This window comes from Streptomyces sp. NPDC059866, from assembly GCF_042731325.1.
GTDB classification, from domain to species: domain Bacteria; phylum Actinomycetota; class Actinomycetes; order Streptomycetales; family Streptomycetaceae; genus Streptomyces; species Streptomyces flavusporus.
Genome location: NZ_JBHWJT010000003.1, coordinates 253,749 through 270,419 on the forward strand (window position 1 = coordinate 253,749; position 16,671 = coordinate 270,419).

The 16,671-nt window shown below is 69.7% G+C and carries 12 protein-coding genes; 7 read left to right on the plus strand and 5 right to left on the minus strand.

Going from position 1 to position 16,671, the window contains the following annotated elements; genetic code table 11:
- Nucleotide 1: 1 nt before the first annotated feature.
- The 5 genes from ACFV7R_RS05535 to ACFV7R_RS05555 are packed head-to-tail and all read right to left on the minus strand — an operon-like array spanning nt 2 to nt 8,372.
- Nucleotides 2-3,331, minus strand: a complete 3,330-nt coding sequence (locus ACFV7R_RS05535) for an alginate lyase family protein (RefSeq protein ID WP_385260211.1) — start codon at nt 3,329-3,331, stop codon at nt 2-4.
- 14 nt (nt 3,332-3,345) lie between these two features.
- Nucleotides 3,346-5,127, minus strand: coding sequence for a putative Ig domain-containing protein (locus tag ACFV7R_RS05540; protein ID WP_385260213.1), 1,782 nt, complete (start codon nt 5,125-5,127; stop codon nt 3,346-3,348).
- A 31-nt stretch (nt 5,128-5,158) separates the two neighbouring features.
- On the minus strand, nt 5,159-6,031 hold the full coding sequence (locus ACFV7R_RS05545) for a carbohydrate ABC transporter permease (protein WP_385260214.1): 873 nt from the start codon (nt 6,029-6,031) through the stop codon (nt 5,159-5,161).
- Nucleotides 6,028-7,026 carry a carbohydrate ABC transporter permease gene (locus ACFV7R_RS05550; RefSeq protein WP_385260217.1) on the minus strand — a complete coding sequence of 333 codons (999 nt, stop codon included), beginning with the start codon at nt 7,024-7,026 and terminating at the stop codon, nt 6,028-6,030. Before ACFV7R_RS05550 ends, ACFV7R_RS05545 begins: the two co-directional genes overlap by 4 nt.
- Nucleotides 7,023-8,372 (minus strand): extracellular solute-binding protein, encoded by a 1,350-nt coding sequence (locus ACFV7R_RS05555; RefSeq protein ID WP_385260220.1) that lies wholly within the window; start codon nt 8,370-8,372, stop codon nt 7,023-7,025. Before ACFV7R_RS05555 ends, ACFV7R_RS05550 begins: the two co-directional genes overlap by 4 nt.
- Nucleotides 8,373-8,835: 463 nt before the next feature.
- On the opposite strand from ACFV7R_RS05555, the gene ACFV7R_RS05560 reads away from it, so the two are divergent.
- From ACFV7R_RS05560 to ACFV7R_RS05590, 7 genes are all read left to right on the plus strand, one after another.
- Entirely contained in the window at nt 8,836-9,849 is a 1,014-nt protein-coding gene (locus ACFV7R_RS05560; RefSeq protein ID WP_385260222.1) for a hydroxyacid dehydrogenase, read from the plus strand.
- A 124-nt stretch (nt 9,850-9,973) separates the two neighbouring features.
- On the plus strand, nt 9,974-11,062 hold the full coding sequence (locus ACFV7R_RS05565; RefSeq protein ID WP_385260225.1) for a LacI family DNA-binding transcriptional regulator: 1,089 nt from the start codon (nt 9,974-9,976) through the stop codon (nt 11,060-11,062).
- Between the two features lie 242 nt (nt 11,063-11,304).
- Nucleotides 11,305-12,642 (plus strand): ABC transporter substrate-binding protein, encoded by a 1,338-nt coding sequence (locus ACFV7R_RS05570; protein WP_385260227.1) that lies wholly within the window; start codon nt 11,305-11,307, stop codon nt 12,640-12,642.
- Between the two features lie 11 nt (nt 12,643-12,653).
- Complete coding sequence (locus ACFV7R_RS05575; protein WP_385260230.1) at nt 12,654-13,538, plus strand: carbohydrate ABC transporter permease; 885 nt, start codon at nt 12,654-12,656, stop codon at nt 13,536-13,538.
- Complete coding sequence (locus ACFV7R_RS05580; protein ID WP_385260232.1) at nt 13,538-14,449, plus strand: carbohydrate ABC transporter permease; 912 nt, start codon at nt 13,538-13,540, stop codon at nt 14,447-14,449. Before ACFV7R_RS05575 ends, ACFV7R_RS05580 begins: the two co-directional genes overlap by 1 nt.
- 218 nt (nt 14,450-14,667) lie before the next feature.
- Nucleotides 14,668-15,708: a LacI family DNA-binding transcriptional regulator gene (locus ACFV7R_RS05585; RefSeq protein ID WP_385260234.1), complete on the plus strand. Its 1,041-nt coding sequence runs from the start codon at nt 14,668-14,670 to the stop codon at nt 15,706-15,708.
- Nucleotides 15,709-16,171: 463 nt separating this feature from the next.
- Entirely contained in the window at nt 16,172-16,561 is a 390-nt protein-coding gene (locus ACFV7R_RS05590) for a hypothetical protein (RefSeq protein WP_385260236.1), read from the plus strand.
- Nucleotides 16,562-16,671: the final 110 nt, after the last annotated feature.

Below are 16,671 nucleotides of genomic sequence, written 5' to 3' on the forward strand. Positions count from 1 at the left end.
TCTACATGGCGGTGATGCTCACCTCGTCGAACTCGGTGGTGCTGCGGACCAGGGGGCTGCGGGAGCAGACCACGAGGCCCACGTAGTAGGGGGCGTCGCCGAAGCCGGGGATCTCTCCCTCGGCGAGGGGGGTCCAGCTGACGCCGTCATCGGTGGACAGGGCTGCGGTGAAGGCGGTCCCGGTGCGCTTCAGCCGAAGCAGGCCGGGGAGTCGGGCCGTGCCGTTGCCGGTGAACGTCGACCGGCCGGCCACGGTGGTGCGCAGCATGAGCTGCGCGGTCGTCCCGCCGGAGACGATCGCCCCGGCGGCCTGGTCGAACGGCGACAGGGACTTGGCCATCAGCAGGCCCACCCGGTCGGCACTCGCGCCCGTGCGGGAGACGAGCCGGGCGGTGATCTCGCAGTCGCCGGTGACCGGGCGGCGTACGAACTGGCCTGTCATTCCCTGGTTGTTGACGGTCAGATCGGTCCCGGCGCCGCGCACCACGAAGGTCCCGTCTTCGTATGCGGTGCTGCCGGGGGTGCGGATGGACACCACGCCGTGGGCGCCGAGTTCGCGCTCGTCGAGCACGACGTCGCCGAGATCGCCGTACGACCAGGGTGCGGGCGGTGGGGTGCCGACGGTGAGCGTGAGGGTGGAGGTCGCGGTGCCCGCCGCGTTGGCCGCGGTGGTCGTGACCCTGAACTCTCCCTTCTCGGTGGGCGTTCCGTGGACGAGGCCGGTGCGCGGGTCGAGGCGCAGGCCGTCGGGCAGGCCGCGCGCGGTGAACCGTACGGGTTGGTGCGCGGCCCGCAGCAGATGACGGAACTCGTCGCCCCGGTTCGCGAACGCGGTGTCCTGGGAGACGAACTCCGGCTCGGCGGGGGTCGGCATCTCGGCGTGCGCCGGAGCCGAACGCGGTCCGCGTCCGTCGGAGTTGGTCTTGACGACGGTGTAGTGGTACGTCGTGCCGGGTCTGCCGGTGGCGTCCGCGTACCGGATGCGGGTGCCGAAGCCGACCGGGCCGACACCGTTCGCGAGCGTCGTGTACGGGCCTGCCGCGTCCGTGGCCCGCAGCACCGTGTACGTGGCCGAGAGGTCCGGGTCGCTCCAGCTGAGCTCGACGGCGTCGGCGCCGGTGGCCGCCCGCAGGTCGGTGGCGGTGCGCGTGGGGCGTGGCGGGTGCCAGACCTCGCCGGTGGCCGACGAGGTCACGCTGACGTTGTCGAAGGCGCCGGTGCCGGTCTCGGCGTACGCCTCGTCGACGCCCAGGCAGGAGGTGAGGACGAGACCCGCGTACGTCGCACGCCCCAACTCGACCTCGGCGGAGCCGACTTCGGTCCACCGGATGCCGTCCGGGGAGAGGGAGCCGGTGCAGCGTCGGCCCCTGCGTTCCACGCGCACCCAGTACGGCATCCGCAGCCGGTAGCCGTCGCCGGCGCCCTCGACGTACGGCGCCTGAAGGGGGGTCGCCGACTCCGGCAGCGTGCCGAGGTCGGAGATCGGGAACGCCGCGGCGCTGGTGATGGCCTGCTGCTGGGAGGGCGGCACGGGCGTGCTGCCGGTGCCGGAGACGGATGCCCCGGCCGACGGGCGGACGCTCCACACGCCGCTCCAGGTGTGCAGCGGCAGCCCCTGGATCAGCATCGAGGCGTGCGCGGCGTCCGGGTCGAGCAGGTCGCGGACGGTGACGCCGATCTTGGAGTACTGGGAGCTGAGCGGGAAGACGATCCGCGCGGTGACGACGCCGTCGCCGTACAGCGGCAGGTGGGCGAGCCGGTAGGTGTCCGCGGTGCCGCTCGCCGTCAGCACGAAGCGCTCGCCGTCGAAGGACGCGGAGCCCGGGATCCTCACGTTCCCCAGGTCCCGGGTCGACCAGGGCGCGGGGAGACCGGCGGTCGCCGCGGTCCAGGCGGAAGCCGCGCTCGTGCCCAGGGAGTTGGTGGCGGTGACCGTGCAGTAGTACGTCCGGCCGGGGCGGACGTCGTGGTCGGTGAACCGCACCCCCTCGATCCCGGACGCGAGCCGCTCGTACGGCCCGTCCGGGCCGGTCGCCCGCCGGACCGTGTAGCCGGTCGCCCACGCGGACGGCAGCCAGGACACGGTGACGGCGTGGTCGTCGCCGACGGCGGTGATCCCGGCGGGTGCCGTCGGCGCGGCGGGTGAGGCGGGCTCCGTCCCGGCGTAGGTGAGCGTGCCCCAGCCGGGGTGGTCCTCCTGGTAGCCCTCCATCACGCGTGCTCCGTCCGTGCCCCGGAAGATGACCTTCTCGGTGTGGGGGGCGGGTTTGCCGAGGCGTCCCGCGTAGTGCGCGTACGCCATCTCCCACAGCGGCCGGAACACTCCGCGCTGCCGGTCGGAGACGGTCGGCTTGAGGTACTTGCCGGTGCGGTCGAGGTCGGGGGTGAACGGTACGGAGTTGTCGCCGAGGTTGTAGCGGGCGAAGTACTCGAAGTTGGCGAGGATCCGGTCGTCGGCGAAGCCGTACAGGTCCACGCCCTGCTGCCAGGCGACCTCGGCCGCGTCCGCCAGCAGGCCGACCGCGAGCTGTTCGTGGGCCTGGTCGCGGCCGGACTCCTGGCCCTGGCCGGCGGCGGTGACGATGCGGTGCAGCACCGAGCCGTTGCCGGACCCGGCGGCCGCGAACCGCAGGGCGTCCTCGAACATCACCCGGTTGTCGCAGAACACGGCGATGGCGAGGATGGTGCGCAGCGCGGCGACGTCCCAGTTGCCGTTGGCGTACAGGCAGTAGCCGGACAGCGCCGGATACCAGACGTCGGTGAAGGAGCGCTCGCAGCGCAGCACGGACTCCCGGGGCCAGCCGTCGTAGCCGCTGTGCCGCAGGATCTCGGCGGCGTTGACGAACTTGAAGCCCTGGATCCCGGCTCCGAGCTGTCCGTCGGCGCCGGTGATGCCGGTGAGGGAGGCGGCCCAGACGTCGAGGACGTCGCGGGCCTTGTCGGCGTGGCGTACGTCGCCGGTGACCGCCCACATCAGGGCGTTCTGGTAGGCGGCGGCCGCGTCGGTGACGGCCTGGCTGGTGTTGTCGGTGGGGCCGCGGCCCCAGGTGGTGATCTGTCCGGTGTTGCGGACGGCGTAGGTGTGCTGGGAACGGAAGTCGGCGGCCAGCGCGGCGAAGCCGGAGGCGATCGGGTCGCGTCCCTGCGCCACCGCGGACTTCATCCGGGCCAGGTCCGCGCGGGAGTGCAGCAGACCGGGGTGCGCGAAGGCGAACGCCGCTTCGGCGGCCCGGGCCCACGCGGGCGTGGCGGAGGCGGACAGCAGTCCTCCTCCGGCCATGGCCGCGAGTCCCGCCGTGCCGAGGAGCGTCCGTCGGCTGAAGGAAGGCACGGGTCGCTCCTGGCTCACGGGTTCTGCACGGTCAGCTGGAGGGCCTTGGTCGCCGTGCCGGTGCTGTTGGTGGCCGAGACGGTGACCGTGTAGGTGCCGCGTTCCTGCGGGGTGCCGGAGATCAGTCCGGTCTTCTCGTCGATCCTCAGGCCCTCCGGCAGCCCCTCGGCACCGAACGACGTCGGCAGCGCGGTCGCGGTGACGAGGTGGTTGAAGATGCGCTTCTTGGTGGCCGTCACCTCGCCCGCGCTGGTGATCTCGGGGGCCACGGTGGCGGCCGGTGTGGCGGCGTCCAGGAAGCGGAGGTCCTTCACGTGCTCGTTGACGAACATCGGGACCATGTCCGGGGTCAGATACCAGCCGGGCTTGCGCATCTTGTCGTGGATGACCGTGCCGTTGATCTGCAGGTTCTGGAAGGTGAGGTTCTTGATGGGGCGGTCGGCGTCGTAGCCGACGACGATCGGCATGATGGCGTTCCTGCCGTCGTACGTCAGGTTCCGGACGTAGACGTCCTGGATGCCCCGGCCGGGTGAGGCGTTGTACCGGTTGGCCATGACCCGCATGTTGAACAGCTGGCCCCAGGTGAAGTCCTCCACCCGGACGTCCTGGATGCGCACGTTCCGGATGAGGTTGCTGTCGCCGGGGTTCAGGGCGAAGCAGCCCTGGTAGAGGACCTGCGGTTCGCGGTGCTGGAGGACGTCGATGTTGCTGAAGACGATGTTCTCGATGGTCTCGGGCTGTTCCGGGTTGCCGTGCGTACCCATGTTCACCGGGTGCGCGACGTCCGCCCACAGGGTGGAGTTGCGGACGGTGACGTTGCGGCAGTCGCCGTAGTTGTCCCAGCGGTGGGCGTAGATGGCGATGCAGTCGTCGCTGTTGCGCATCCAGACGCCCTCGATCAGGACGTCCTCACTGCTGAACACGTCGATGCCGTCGCCCCACTGACCGCTGCTGTAGGAGTGCAGGTTGCGGACGGTGACCTGCTGCGACTGGCCGATGGTGCAGGAGTAGCCGGTCTTCGGGTTGAGGACGAGGATGCCGTCGATCTCGATGTTCCTGGAGAACTGCACCAGGGTGGCGGCGTCGGAGTCCCAGATGATGCCCCGGCCGAGCAGGCGGGCGTTCTCCACGTTGACGAACTCCACCCGGGCCTTGAGCACTGCGCCACCGGCCAGGTACACGGTCTTGCCGCTGGGCACCTTCACCACGCCGCCCGCCGGGGTGTGCAGGCCCGGGCCGAAGTAGATGACGTCCTCGTCGTCCTCCTCGGGCTGCCTCTTCTCGATCGGGTTGGCGTGCAGTTGCAGGTTGCCGTAGATGTCGCCGTCGATCTCGATGGAGAGGTTGCGCGGCTCGGTCAGGCTGAAGGTGAGCGTGTCGCCGCTGACCTGGGGCTCGATGCCGTACGACAGCGGGCGTATCCGCGCGGCGGGGATGGTGCCCTTGGACCAGGTGACCTGCACTTCCACGGTGCCGGTGAAGTCGAGGCCGGCGACCGAGGTGGGGCGGATGATGTCGGAACCGGTCTTCTCGTTGATGGTCTTCGTCGTGGCGCGGAGCACCGGCACCGGCTTCCACTGGCCGCCGGGCGTACGGGCCTTGACGACGAAGCTGGTGTTGACCGGCATCGCGCCCGGCACGGGGTGGATCACCAGCCGGTCGGCGGCCTCCGGTCTGTCGTCCGCGGCAGAGGCAGTGCCTGCCGCTGTGCCGATCAGGGAGTAGGCGGCAGCGGCGGCCCCCGCGGCCTGGATGACGGTGCGTCGGGTCAGGCCGGCGCTCTGGGTGTCATTCATGGTGAAGTCCCTTGAGGAATAGACGCGTTGGTTACTTGAGACCGGAGGTGGACATGCCGGCGACGAATCCGCGCTGGGCGACGAGGAAGATCAGCAGGATCGGGACGACGTACATCACGGAGGCCGCGGCCTGGAGTTCGGGGACGGGCGTCCCGCCTTCATTGACGTAGGTGGTCATCACGGCGACGGCGAGCGTGGTGCGGTCGGTGGACAGCAGCAGCTGCGGGGCGATGTAGTCGCCCCAGGTCCAGGTGAAGGCGATGATGAAGCTCGCGGACAGCACGGGCCAGGACTGCGGCAGGAAGATCCGCCAGAAGACCGCCGTGTACCCGCAGCCGTCGACGATCGCGGCCTCCTCCAGCTCGCGCGGCATGCCCGCGAAGAACTGCCGGAAGAGGAAGACCAGATACGGGGCTGCGGACAGGCCCCACAGCACCCACGGCCAGTACGTGTCGACCATGCCGACCTTGGCGAAGATGAGGTAGGTCGGCAGCAGGGTGACCATCTGGGGCAGCATCATCGAGCCGAGCAGGATGCCGAACAGCACCTTCTTGCCGGGCGCGTCGAGCCGGGCGAAGCCGAAGCCGACCCAGGCCGAGCTCAGGGTGACGAGCGTGGCGTAGAGGAGGGCGATGATCAGTGAGTTGCGGGCGTAGCCGAGGAAGTCGATCTGGTGGAAGGCATCGGCGAAGTTGTGCCACTGGAAGACCTCGGGCAGCCAGTGCACAGGTGAGGCGGCCAGTTCGCCCTGGGTCTTCAGGGCGGAGAGGACCAGCCAGCCGAAGGGGCCGAGGAACAGCCCGGTGACGGAGACGAGGACCGTGTAGAGGACGAGGCGCTTGGCGCGCACCCGCACGCGCACGTCGGTCGTCAAGGGCTTGGGCGGCAGACTGGTGGCGGTCACTTCTTCGCCTCCGGGTCGACGTTGTAGAACACCGCGCCGGACGTGAACTTGAAGATGAGTCCGGTGACGATGAGGATCAGGACGAAGAGCACCCACAGCAGCGCGGAGGCGTAGCCGTAGCGGCCGAGCGCGAAGTACTGCGCGAACACGTGCATCATGTACAGGTAGTTGGACTGCGGGACCGTGGTGACGCCGCTCGTGTCACCGAGCGGGGCCAGCAGCAGCGGCATGATGGTCTGCACCGAGGCGATCATTCCGGTCACCGTCTGGAAGAGCAGGACGGGTGACAGCAGCGGCACGGTGATGCTGCGGAAGGTGCGCCAGGCGCTCGCCCCGTCGATGCGGGCGGCCTCGTGGAGTTCCCGGGGTACGTCCCGGAGGCCGGCCAGCGAGATGATCATGATGTTTCCGGCGGCCCAGAGCACAGTCATCAGCAGCACGTAGCGGGCGTAGGGGTCTGCGAGCCAGCCCACGGCGTCGATGCCGAAGATGGTCAGGGCGCCGTTGGCGGCACCGGAGTTCTGGTCGAAGAGCAACTTGAAGGCGAGGCCCGCGCCCACCGGCGGCACCACGGCGGGCAGGTACAGCAGGGTACGGAACAGGCCGCGCGCCTTGATCGGCCGGTTGACCAGGACCGCGAGGGCCAGCCCCGCGATGATCGACAACGGCACCGAGGTCACGGCGAACAGGCCCGCGCGGCCGAGTGCGTCCCAGGTCACCGGATCGTTCAGCAGCTCGCGGTAGTTGCCGAGTCCGACGTAGCGCCAGTGGGGCGAGATGCCGTCGAACGTGGTGAAGCTCAGCCACAGCGCGTACACCATCGGCGCGATGGTCAGCAGCAGGAACCCGATGATCCAGGGCGAGGTGAACATGTAGAACGCCCGGTGCCTGCGCGCGGTCATGGAGATCCGCGGCCCGCCGGTGGCCGGTGCGCGTCCGGCGTGCGCGCCGGCGCCGGGCCGGTCCGCGACGGAGGAGATCTGGTCGACCGTCATCCCACTTGCTCCTTACCGCGCTTCATCTGCTCGTTGATGGCCGAGTTGAGGCGCCCGGCGAGGGTGTCGACGGAGATCTGGCCGTTCATCGCGGCGGGGGCGATCTGGTTGAAGAGGGCGTCGATCGCGTCCGCCCTGGTGTAGGGAGTGAAGGAGACGACCGAGAAATGCTTCAGCTCGTTGTTCTGTGCCTCCAGCACCCGCTTCTGGTAGTCCTCCTGGGCGGGCATCAGCGAACGCAGCGACTTCAAGGTGGGGATGCCCCAGCCGCCGGAGGCGCGCTCCTTGGCCGGCTCCTCGCCGAAGAACCACTCGAAGACCCGCCATGCGGCGTCCTTGTTCTTCGCCCCGCGCGGCATCCACAGGCCGGTACCGCCCTGGCAGGCGCTGATCCGCGGGCCGCCCGCGAAGACGGGGGCGGGGGCCAGGCGGGACACCTCCGCGAGCTTCTTGTCGGGGTAGATCATGCCGCCCATCCAGTAGCCGGCGTTCGACATGGCCAGCCGCCCGGCCTGGTAGGTGGGCCCGTCCCAGCCGTTGGGGTCGGGCTGGATGAGGCTCGGCCCGACCTTGGTCCTGGCGTAGTCCATGTACCAGGCCAGGGCCTTGCGGGCCTCGGGGGTGGTGAAGTCGACCCGGGAGAAGTCGTCGCTGAAGAGGCTGCCGCCGGCGGACGCCGTCATGGTCGCCAGGAGCGTGACCCGGGTCAGCCCGTTGAAACTGCCGCCGAAGACGGTGGTCTGGCCGCTCTTGCGCTGCACGAGACGCTCTGCGTTGTCCAGCCACTCCTCGTAGGTGACCGGGTCGGTCTCCGGCGGGTAGTCGACACCGGCCTTGTCGAAGGCCGCGGTGTTGTACCAGAACATGGAGTCCTGCGAGAAGTCCTTCGCCATGCCGTAGCGAGGGCCCTTGCCCTGGGTACGGCCGTCGAACCGCCACAGGTCGTTGACGGGGTCCAGGTCGTCGGGCTTGAGGACGCTGCTCCGGGCGAAGTAGGGGTCCAGTTCCTCGGCCACGTCCCGCGCCGCGAAGTACGGCAGTTCCACCGCGCCGACGCCGCGCACCAGGTCGGGCGGGTTGCCGCTGGTGAGCATCGCGATCAGCTTGGTGATGTCGTACTTCACCAGTTTGATCTTGATGCCGAGGTCCTTCTTGGCCTGCTGGACCTGCTCCGTGAGTATGTCCCCGGAGTTGACCATCACGGTGACGGTCTCGCCGGAGCCGCTGACCCCGGTGGACACCTGCATCGCACAACCGCTCAGCGCCGCCGCACCGGCCACGGCACCGCCGGCCGACAGGGCGAGAAACCGGCGGCGGCTGGGGGGAGCACCGGCGTGGGAAGGCATGGGGCCTCACCTTCTGGTTCGGGGAGCACGGCACGGCCGGATCGCGGATCTGGCCGCAGTAACAAGTAGCAACCGGTTGCTATGACCGAGTGGCCAGAGCTTCGGCCCGTCCGGAGGGCGCGTCAAGACTCCTCGCACGATTTCGAAAGCTCCACGACACGTCGGTGACCCGCCCAAGAGGCCCGACGGCGAGCCTCAACTGACCGCTGACCAGCGCGAACCCAGGATCGCCCCACGGGCGCGAAACCGGGCGGCCACCCCGACAACCGGTTGCCCACATCTCGCGGAGCGGACGCCCCCGGCACCCGTCCCCCACCGTGACGTCGGCGTCCGCGGCAGGCGACCCGAAAACTTGCGGATCTTCCGCCCCGTTCCGCCGATTGACCCTCCATCGACTGCGGATCTACGGTAGAAGACGCTTTCAGAAAATGTTTCTAACCACCCCTCCCTCTTCAGGAGTGCCATGCCCAGCGCCCCGCTGCCCCGGGCCGTGTTCGCCATGGATCCGGTACATCTCCCGCTGCTCTTCCCCGAGCCCCTGGTGGCACGGCTGCAGCAGACGGCCGAGATCGACCCCACGTTCGTCGTACGGGACTTCACCGCCCCCGGCGCCGCAGCGCAGCTGGCCCGCGCCGACGTGCTGATCACCGGCTGGGGCTGCCCGCACCTCGACGAGGACACCCTCACCGCGGCACCCGGCCTGCGCGCGGTCCTGCACGCCGCCGGCTCCGTCCGCTCGCTGGTCGGCGAGGCCCTGTGGAAGCGCGGCGTCACCGTCTCCAGCGCGGTCACCGGCAACGCCCTGCCGGTCGCGGAGTACACGCTCGCGATGATCCTGCTGGCCGGCAAGGACGCCTTCGCGCACCGCGAGCGCTTCCGCGCCACGCACGCCCACCCGACCCCCGCCGAGACCGCCGCCACCGGCAACCTCGGCCGCCGCGTCGGCGTCATCGGCGCCTCGCGCGTGGGCCGCAGACTCCTCGAGCTGCTGCGTCCGTACGACTTCGAGGTCCTGCTCCACGACCCCTACGTGAACGCCGCCGAGGCCGCCGCGCTCGGCACCCGGTCCGTGTCCCTGGAGGACCTGCTGAGCAGCAGCGACATCGTCAGCCTGCACGCACCGGACATCCCCGAGACCCAGCACATGCTGGACCGCGAACGCCTCGCGCTCATCCACGACGGCGGCGTCCTCATCAACACCTCCCGGGGTGCCCTCGTCGACCACGACGCCCTCACCGACGAACTGCTCTCCGGCCGCCTCAGCGCGGTTCTGGACGTCACCGAACCCGAGCCGCTGCCCGCCGAGTCGCCCCTCTACCGGCTCCCCAACGTCTTCCTCACCCCGCACATCGCGGGCTCGCTCGGCAACGAACTCGAGCGCCTCGGCCGCATCGTCGTGGAGGAGCTGGAGCGCCTGGCCGCGGGCCTGCCCCTCGCCCACGAGGTGCGCCAGGCGGACCTGCCCCGGGTCGCCTGACGCCCACCGCCCGAGGGTTGTCCACAGGCGTCCTACCTGGAGGAACGATGGGATACGGTTTCCGCACCGGAAGCGAGCGCGCCCGCCCCGGTGTCCGGGTCACGACGGTGAAGGAGCCGCAACGGTGAGTCAGCGCAAGGCACCGGGCGACGCCGGCCGGGCGACCATCCGGGACGTGGCGGAGCGCGCGGGCGTCTCCGTGGCGAGCGTGTCGCGCGTGCTGTCCGGCAACTATCCGGTCTCCGACGACCTGCGCCGCAGGGTGATGAAGGTCGTCCGGGACCTGGACTACGTGACCAACGCCCATGCCCGCTCCCTGGCCGGTGGCGGGACCCCGACGGTCGCCATCCTCATCAACAACATCACCGGCGCCGCCTTCGCCCATGTGGCCAAGGGCGTCGAGGGCGCGGCCACGCTGCGCGGCTGGCTCTCGCTGGTCGGCACCACGGGCGACGACCCGGAGCGCGAGCTGGCCCTGGTGAACCTCATGCGCCAGCAGGGTGTGGCCGCCGTCGTCCTGCTCGGCGGCGCCTACGACTACGACGAGTACCAGCTGCGCATGGCCCGCTTCGCCCGCTCCCTGGACGCGGCCGGCTCCCACCTCGTCCTGGTCGGCCGGCCGCCGCTGGAGGGCGACGTCCCGGCGACGACCGTCGACTACGACAACGAGTCCGGCGCCTACGCGATGGCCAGCCACCTGCTGTCCGCCGGCCACCGGGACATCCTCGTGCTGCCGGGCCCGGCCGAACTGACCACCGCTCAGGGCCGGTTGCAGGGCGCCCGGCGCGCCTTCGAGGCGTACGGGGTGCCGTTCGAGCCGGGCATGGTGCGGCACGGACCGTACGACTACGAGCACGGCTACGAGGCCGCCGGGACGGCCCTGCGCGAGAAGCTCGACTTCACCGCCGTGCTCGCAGGCACCGACGTGGTCGCCGCGGGCGCCATGCAGGCCCTGCGGGCGGCCGGACTGCGCGTGCCGGAGGACGTGTCGATCGTCGGCTACGACGACATCCCGCTGGCGTCCCAGCTCACCCCCCAACTGACCACCGTGCACGTGCCGTACGAGGAGATGGGCCGGGTCGCCCTGCGCGCGGTGGCCGACCGGCGCGAGGGCGGGGCAGGGCGGCGCAAGGGGGCCGACGGGGAGCATCTCGTGCTGGGCACCCATGTCGTCGTACGCCACTCGGTACGGCCGCCCCGGCGGCGCGGTTAGCCGCCCAACGGCCCGGCCCTGTTTCCGTAAACGTTTTCCACCATTCCACCCAAACAAAATGCCGCAGACCTCTTGCTAGAGCCCAGGACTACGGCCTACCTTCCCAGCAACCGGTTTCTATCACTTCTGCCTGGCCGCCCCGTCCGCCGAGCCGACGGTTCTCAGACCGCCCTCGCCGGCCAGTACCGAGCCGCCGCGTCCTCCCCTTGCGAGACGCCTACTTTCCGAAGGAACACGGTCAGATGAACTTCACCAGCCCCCGGAGAAGGTTCGCCCGCGCCGCAGTCGCGGGTCTCGCGCTCACCGGTCTGCTCGCCGCCTGCGGCGGCTCCGACTCCGACTCCGGAGACTCCTCGGGTTCCGGCCCGGTGACCCTCCCCTTCTGGGGCTGGGCGAACGGCCAGGAGGCGGTCGTCAAGGCCTTCAACGCCAGTCACGAGGACGTCAAGCTCAAGTACACGAAGGTCACCGACCAGCTGACCATGCAGAAGCAGCTGACCAACGCGGTCAAGGCGGGCAACGCGCCCTGCCTGGTGCAGAACACCGCCGAGTACGTGACCAGTTGGGTCGCGGAGGGTGCGCTCGCCGACATCACCCGGTACGTCGAGGGTGAGAAGGACAAGTTCAACGCCGGTTCCTGGGCCGGCGCCCAGGTGCAGGGCAAGCTCTACGGCGTCCCGACCAGTTCCTCGCCGAACTTCACGATCTACCGGGCCGACATCTTCGAGAAGTACGGCATCGAACCCCCCGCCACCTGGGACGACTTCATCGCCGCGGGCAAGGAGCTGAAGAAGCACAACATCAAGATCACCAACTATGCCGGTGAGGACCCCAGCACCCTGGAGGTGCTCGCCATGCAGGCCGGCGCGCACTGGTACGCCGTCGACGGCAACTCCTGGAAGGTGAACTTCCAGGACGAGGGCACCCTCAAGGCCGCCGAGGTGATCCAGGAGATCATCGACAACGACCTCAACTCCAAGCTGTCCTTCGCCGACTACGCCGCCGTGCAGCGCAACTACGACAAGGGCGGCACCGCGACCCGGCAGATCTCCACCTGGCAGATGGCCGGCATGGTGCAGAACTTCACCGAGTCCTTCGGTGACTGGGCGCTCTCCCCCTGGCCGACGTTCACCGGCGAGGCGCCCAAGACGCCTGCCGGCACCAACCTCACCGGCAGCGTGACCCTGGTGACCGAGCAGTGCGAGCACCAGGAGCAGGCCGCCGAGGCGGCGCTGTGGATGTCGACCGACGCGGGCGCGGTCAGGACGATGGCGAGCCCGGAGACCGGCAACGGGGTGATGCCGGCCCTCGCCGACAGCGAGACGTACGTCGGCGAGTCGATCTCCGAGAAGCTGCTCGGCAAGAACTACGAGCCCGCGCAGAAGATCGTGACCGACAGCCTCGACACCGTCACCACCGACTGGACCTTCGGCCCCAACTGGACCGCGATGTTCACCGAGATGCAGGCCGGCTGGGCCAAGGTCGTCAACAAGGAGCAGAAGGTCACCGACCTCCTGGCGCACATGCAGGAGTGGACGGTCAACGACCTGAAGTCCCGCGGTATCAGCGTCAAGGGCTGAGGCAGCTTCCGATGATTCGCTCCCTGCGCTGGAAGGGTGCCGCCTTCACGGTGCCCTTCCAGCTCGGCTTCGTCTTCCTCTACCTGCTCCCCATCGGGTACGCCGTCCACCAGTCCCTGTTCACCGAACAGAGCTCGGGCCTCGGCCTCGGCGGCTCCACGGAGACGTTCTCCGGGCTCGACAACTACCAGCAGGGCCTGACCGACTCCGCGTTCATGGGCTCCGTCCTGCGGGTGGTGCTGTTCGCCTGTGTGCAGATCCCGGTGATGCTGCTGATCAGCCTGGTCCTGGCGCTGTTCCTGGACGCGGTCACCGCACGCGCGGCCGGCCGCTTCCGGATCCTGCTGCTGGTCCCGTACATGATCCCGGGTGTGGTCGCCGCGATCGTCTGGATCAACCTCTACAGCCCCGAGGTCGGCCCGCTGACCCCGCTGGGCGAGGCCTTCGGCTTCGACTGGAACTTCTTCGCCCCGTCCATGGTCTGGCCGTCCATCGGCAACCTGCTCACCTGGCACGGCATCGGCTACAACATGGTGATCATCTACGCCGCCCTGCAGGCGGTGCCCCGCGAACTCTTCGAGGCCGCACGCCTCGACGGCGCCTCCGAGCGCCGGATCGCGCTCAGCATCAAGATCCCGCACGTACGCGGCGCACTCGTCCTGACGGGCATGCTCTCGATCATCCAGATGCTGCAGATCTTCAACGAGCCGGCCCTCTTCCGCAACGTCACACCGCAGACGGTGGACGACAGCTTCACCCCGATCATGATCATCTACAACCAGGCGTTCAACGCCGGCAACTACCACTACGCCGCGGCCCTGTCGGTACTGCTCGCGCTCATCCTCGGCGTCGCCTCCTTCCTCTTCTACCGGCTGACTTCGAGGGAGGCCGACTGATGGTGCTCACCGAGGACCGTACGAAGCCGCCCACGCGCACGGTGCGCCGCCTGGGCCGCCCTGATCACGCTGCCCGTTCACGGGGCGGGCAGCGTTTCCTCCTCATCGGCCTGGTACTGGCGAGCGTCTACAGCCTGTTCCCGGTGTGGTGGCTGATCGTCGCCGCCACCAAGGACCGCACGGGGCTGTACCAGAGCAACGGCCTGTGGTTCTCCGGCATGCACCTGTGGGACAACCTGCAGCAGCTCTTCGCCTACGACGACGGCATCTTCCTGCGCTGGACGGCCAACTCGCTGCTGTACGCGGGCGTCGGCTCCCTGGGCGGCACCCTCATCGCCCTCGCCACGGGTTATGGCCTGGCCCGATTCGACTTCCCCGGCCGCAACTTGGTGTTCGCCTGCGTGGTGGGCTCGTTCCTGATCCCGATCGCCCTGCTGACCCTGCCGCTGTATCTGATGTTCTCGGAGATCGGCCTGGTCGACACCGCCTGGGCGATGCTGATTCCCTGCCTGATCAACCCGTTCAGTGTGTACCTGGCCAAGGTGTACACCGAGTCGACGGTCCCCTTCGAGCTGTTGGAGGCGGCCCGCATCGACGGCGCCGGCGAGCTGCGCATCTTCTTCAGCATCGTGCTGCGCATGATGACGACCGGCGGCGCAACGGTCTTCCTGCTCGCCTTCGTCAACACCTGGAACGCCTTCTTCCTGCCCCTGACCGTCCTGCGTGGCGAGGAGAACTGGACCCTCAACCTGGGCCTGTACAACTGGTCCGGCAAGCGCCTCGAATCCGGCGTCGACCTCACCAGCCTCGTGCTGACCGGTGCGCTGCTGTCCATCATCCCGATGGCGATCATGATGGTCGCGATGCGCCGCTACTGGCGGACGGGCGTCACGCTGGGGGCGCTGAAGTGACCCTGCTGCACAACCCGTCATCCGTGGCTTCGCCCTGACGTGCACGCCGTGGCAGGCGGAGGTCTTCGCAGTCCTGCGATTCCGGTGTCTTCACGTCTCCGTGCCGCACGCTTAGTGTAGGAAGCGCTTTCTATCCCGAGGTCGGTGTGCCGACCCACGAAAGCAGTGCTGGTCGCGACTTTCGATGGCCCTCGGGCGGGCCGGAGGGGCGGTTTCCGATGGGCCGTACGGCAAGTGCGAGCGCTCCGGCCGGGCCGACGCTGGCGGTGGTGGCCCGTGAGGCGGGGGTGTCGGTGCCGACCGCGTCCAAGGTGGTCAACGGCCGCGATGACGTGGCGCCCGAGACGCGCCGCCGGGTCACGGAGGCCCTGGACCGGCTCGGTTATGTGCGCAGACCGCGCTTCGACGCGGCGAAGGCGCCCCGCCTCATCGACCTCGTCGTGCACTCGCTGGACAGCTCCTGGTCCGGCGCGGTGCTGCACGGCGTGGAGCAGGCGGCGCACGACGCCGGCCTGGACGTGGTCGTCTCGGCAGGCCTCGCCCGCAGCCGCTCCGGCCGCCCGGAGCGCGGCTGGCTGGACAAGCTCACCGCGCGCGGCTCGGCGGGCGTGCTGTTCAACCTGGCCGAACTGACGGAGCCCCAGTACGCGTGGCTCACACAGCACCGCATCCCCTTCGTGATGATCGACCCGGCGCACGAACCCCCGCCCGGCGTGGTGTCGGTGGGCGCGGCGAACTGGCAGGGCGGGGTGACGGCGACCCAGCACCTGCTGGGGCTCGGCCACGAACGCATCGCCGTCGTCGCCGGCCATCGCCGCACGATGTGCAGCAGCGCCAGGATCGCGGGCTACCGTTCGGCTCTCGCCTCGGCCGGGCTGCGGCACCGCCCGGAGTATGTGCGGCACGCCGGGTTCGACGAGGCCGTCGCCCGCGGACGCATGCGCGAACTCCTCGACCTGCCCGAGCCGCCGACGGCCGTCGTCGTCTGCTCCGACCGTATGGCCCGGGGGGTGTACGACGCCGCGGCCGAGCGGGGATTGAGAATCCCGGACGACATCAGCGTGGTCGGTTTCGACGACCTGCCCGAGGCCCGCTGGGCCTCCCCTCCCCTGACCACGGTCCGTCAGCCCATCTCGGAAATGGCGGCCACGGCCCTGCGCCTGCTCGTCCGCATGATGGCCGGCGACCGCCCGGAGAGCACCCGCACCGAACTGTCGACCCGTCTGGTGGAACGGTCGAGCACGGCTGCGCTCCGCTGAATGCTCGGTCGGCTGCGGCGCCGTCGTGGCTGGTCGGTCAGGTGACTGCGGCCGACGGCTGCGGTTCGTAGAAGGTTCCGTCGCGGAGCATGGCGAACAGGACGTCGGCCCGGCGCCTGGCGAGCCATCGCGACGGTCGTCGGTTCAGCGGTGGGCGACGCACTGGGACACCGGGTCCGCGGGGCTGACTTCGCGTCACCGGGTCGACAGCCCGGATGCGAGGCGCGATCCTCATGCCATGGTGCTCCGTTGGCTCCGCCCTCGCCGCCGATCGCCGCTCTCTTCCTTCCAGCCGCCGTCCCGCCCGGGACAGGACGGGGGCGGTGACGGGGAGGCCGCGTGCACGGGGTGCGACAGGACCGCTCGTGAGCCGGACTCCGTGCCGACGTGCCCGGCGTGTGGGAGGGAGGACCACGAGTTCGTCGCGCGCGCCGTGGCCAAGCGTGTGCTGCGGGACGGGTCCTTGACCACGCAGTGCCTCGGCTGCCGGCAGGTGACGTTCGTCTTCGAACCGGACATGGTCTGCGCGCCCTGCCAACGCCTGCTGCCCGACCTCAACCAGCGGCTGCGGGAGAGATTCGCCGTGCAGGGTCCAGGGAGTTCAGAGGGGATGGCGTGCGTCGGCTGCGGATTCGGGGAGCGGATCCCGCACATGGCGCAGGTCGTGGCGTGCCCGCACTGCACCGGAGACCTGGCCATCGCGCAGGACGACTTCCCACGGGAGGGAATGTTCCTGTCGTGCCCGTCGTGCGGCGGGTCCGTTCGCATCCCGCCCACCGTCTGGTGTCCCGACTGCGGCCTCAACTTCCGGCGGAAGGGCATCGCCGACCTGGTCAGGGAGGCCAACGCCTGACCTCCCGTACGGCGGGGTCCTCCGCCGCCGGGAAATCGGCCCGCCTCCTGGAAATGCTGTACGTCCACCCAGCGTCCTGATCGGCAATCGTGCGGTCCGGCTCGATGGTG

What these genes read in the sequence shown, in the direction of transcription:
- ACFV7R_RS05540 (WP_385260213.1), bottom strand. Translation starts at nt 5,127, where the DNA reads ATGAATGACACCCAGAGCGCCGGCCTGACCCGACGCACCGTCATCCAG.
- ACFV7R_RS05550 (WP_385260217.1), bottom strand. Translation starts at nt 7,026, where the DNA reads ATGACGGTCGACCAGATCTCCTCCGTCGCGGACCGGCCCGGCGCCGGC.
- ACFV7R_RS05555 (WP_385260220.1), bottom strand. Translation starts at nt 8,372, where the DNA reads ATGCCTTCCCACGCCGGTGCTCCCCCCAGCCGCCGCCGGTTTCTCGCC.
- ACFV7R_RS05560 (WP_385260222.1), top strand. Translation starts at nt 8,836, where the DNA reads ATGCCCAGCGCCCCGCTGCCCCGGGCCGTGTTCGCCATGGATCCGGTA.
- ACFV7R_RS05570 (WP_385260227.1), top strand. Translation starts at nt 11,305, where the DNA reads ATGAACTTCACCAGCCCCCGGAGAAGGTTCGCCCGCGCCGCAGTCGCG.
- ACFV7R_RS05575 (WP_385260230.1), top strand. Translation starts at nt 12,654, where the DNA reads ATGATTCGCTCCCTGCGCTGGAAGGGTGCCGCCTTCACGGTGCCCTTC.
- ACFV7R_RS05580 (WP_385260232.1), top strand. Translation starts at nt 13,538, where the DNA reads ATGGTGCTCACCGAGGACCGTACGAAGCCGCCCACGCGCACGGTGCGC.
- ACFV7R_RS05585 (WP_385260234.1), top strand. Translation starts at nt 14,668, where the DNA reads ATGGGCCGTACGGCAAGTGCGAGCGCTCCGGCCGGGCCGACGCTGGCG.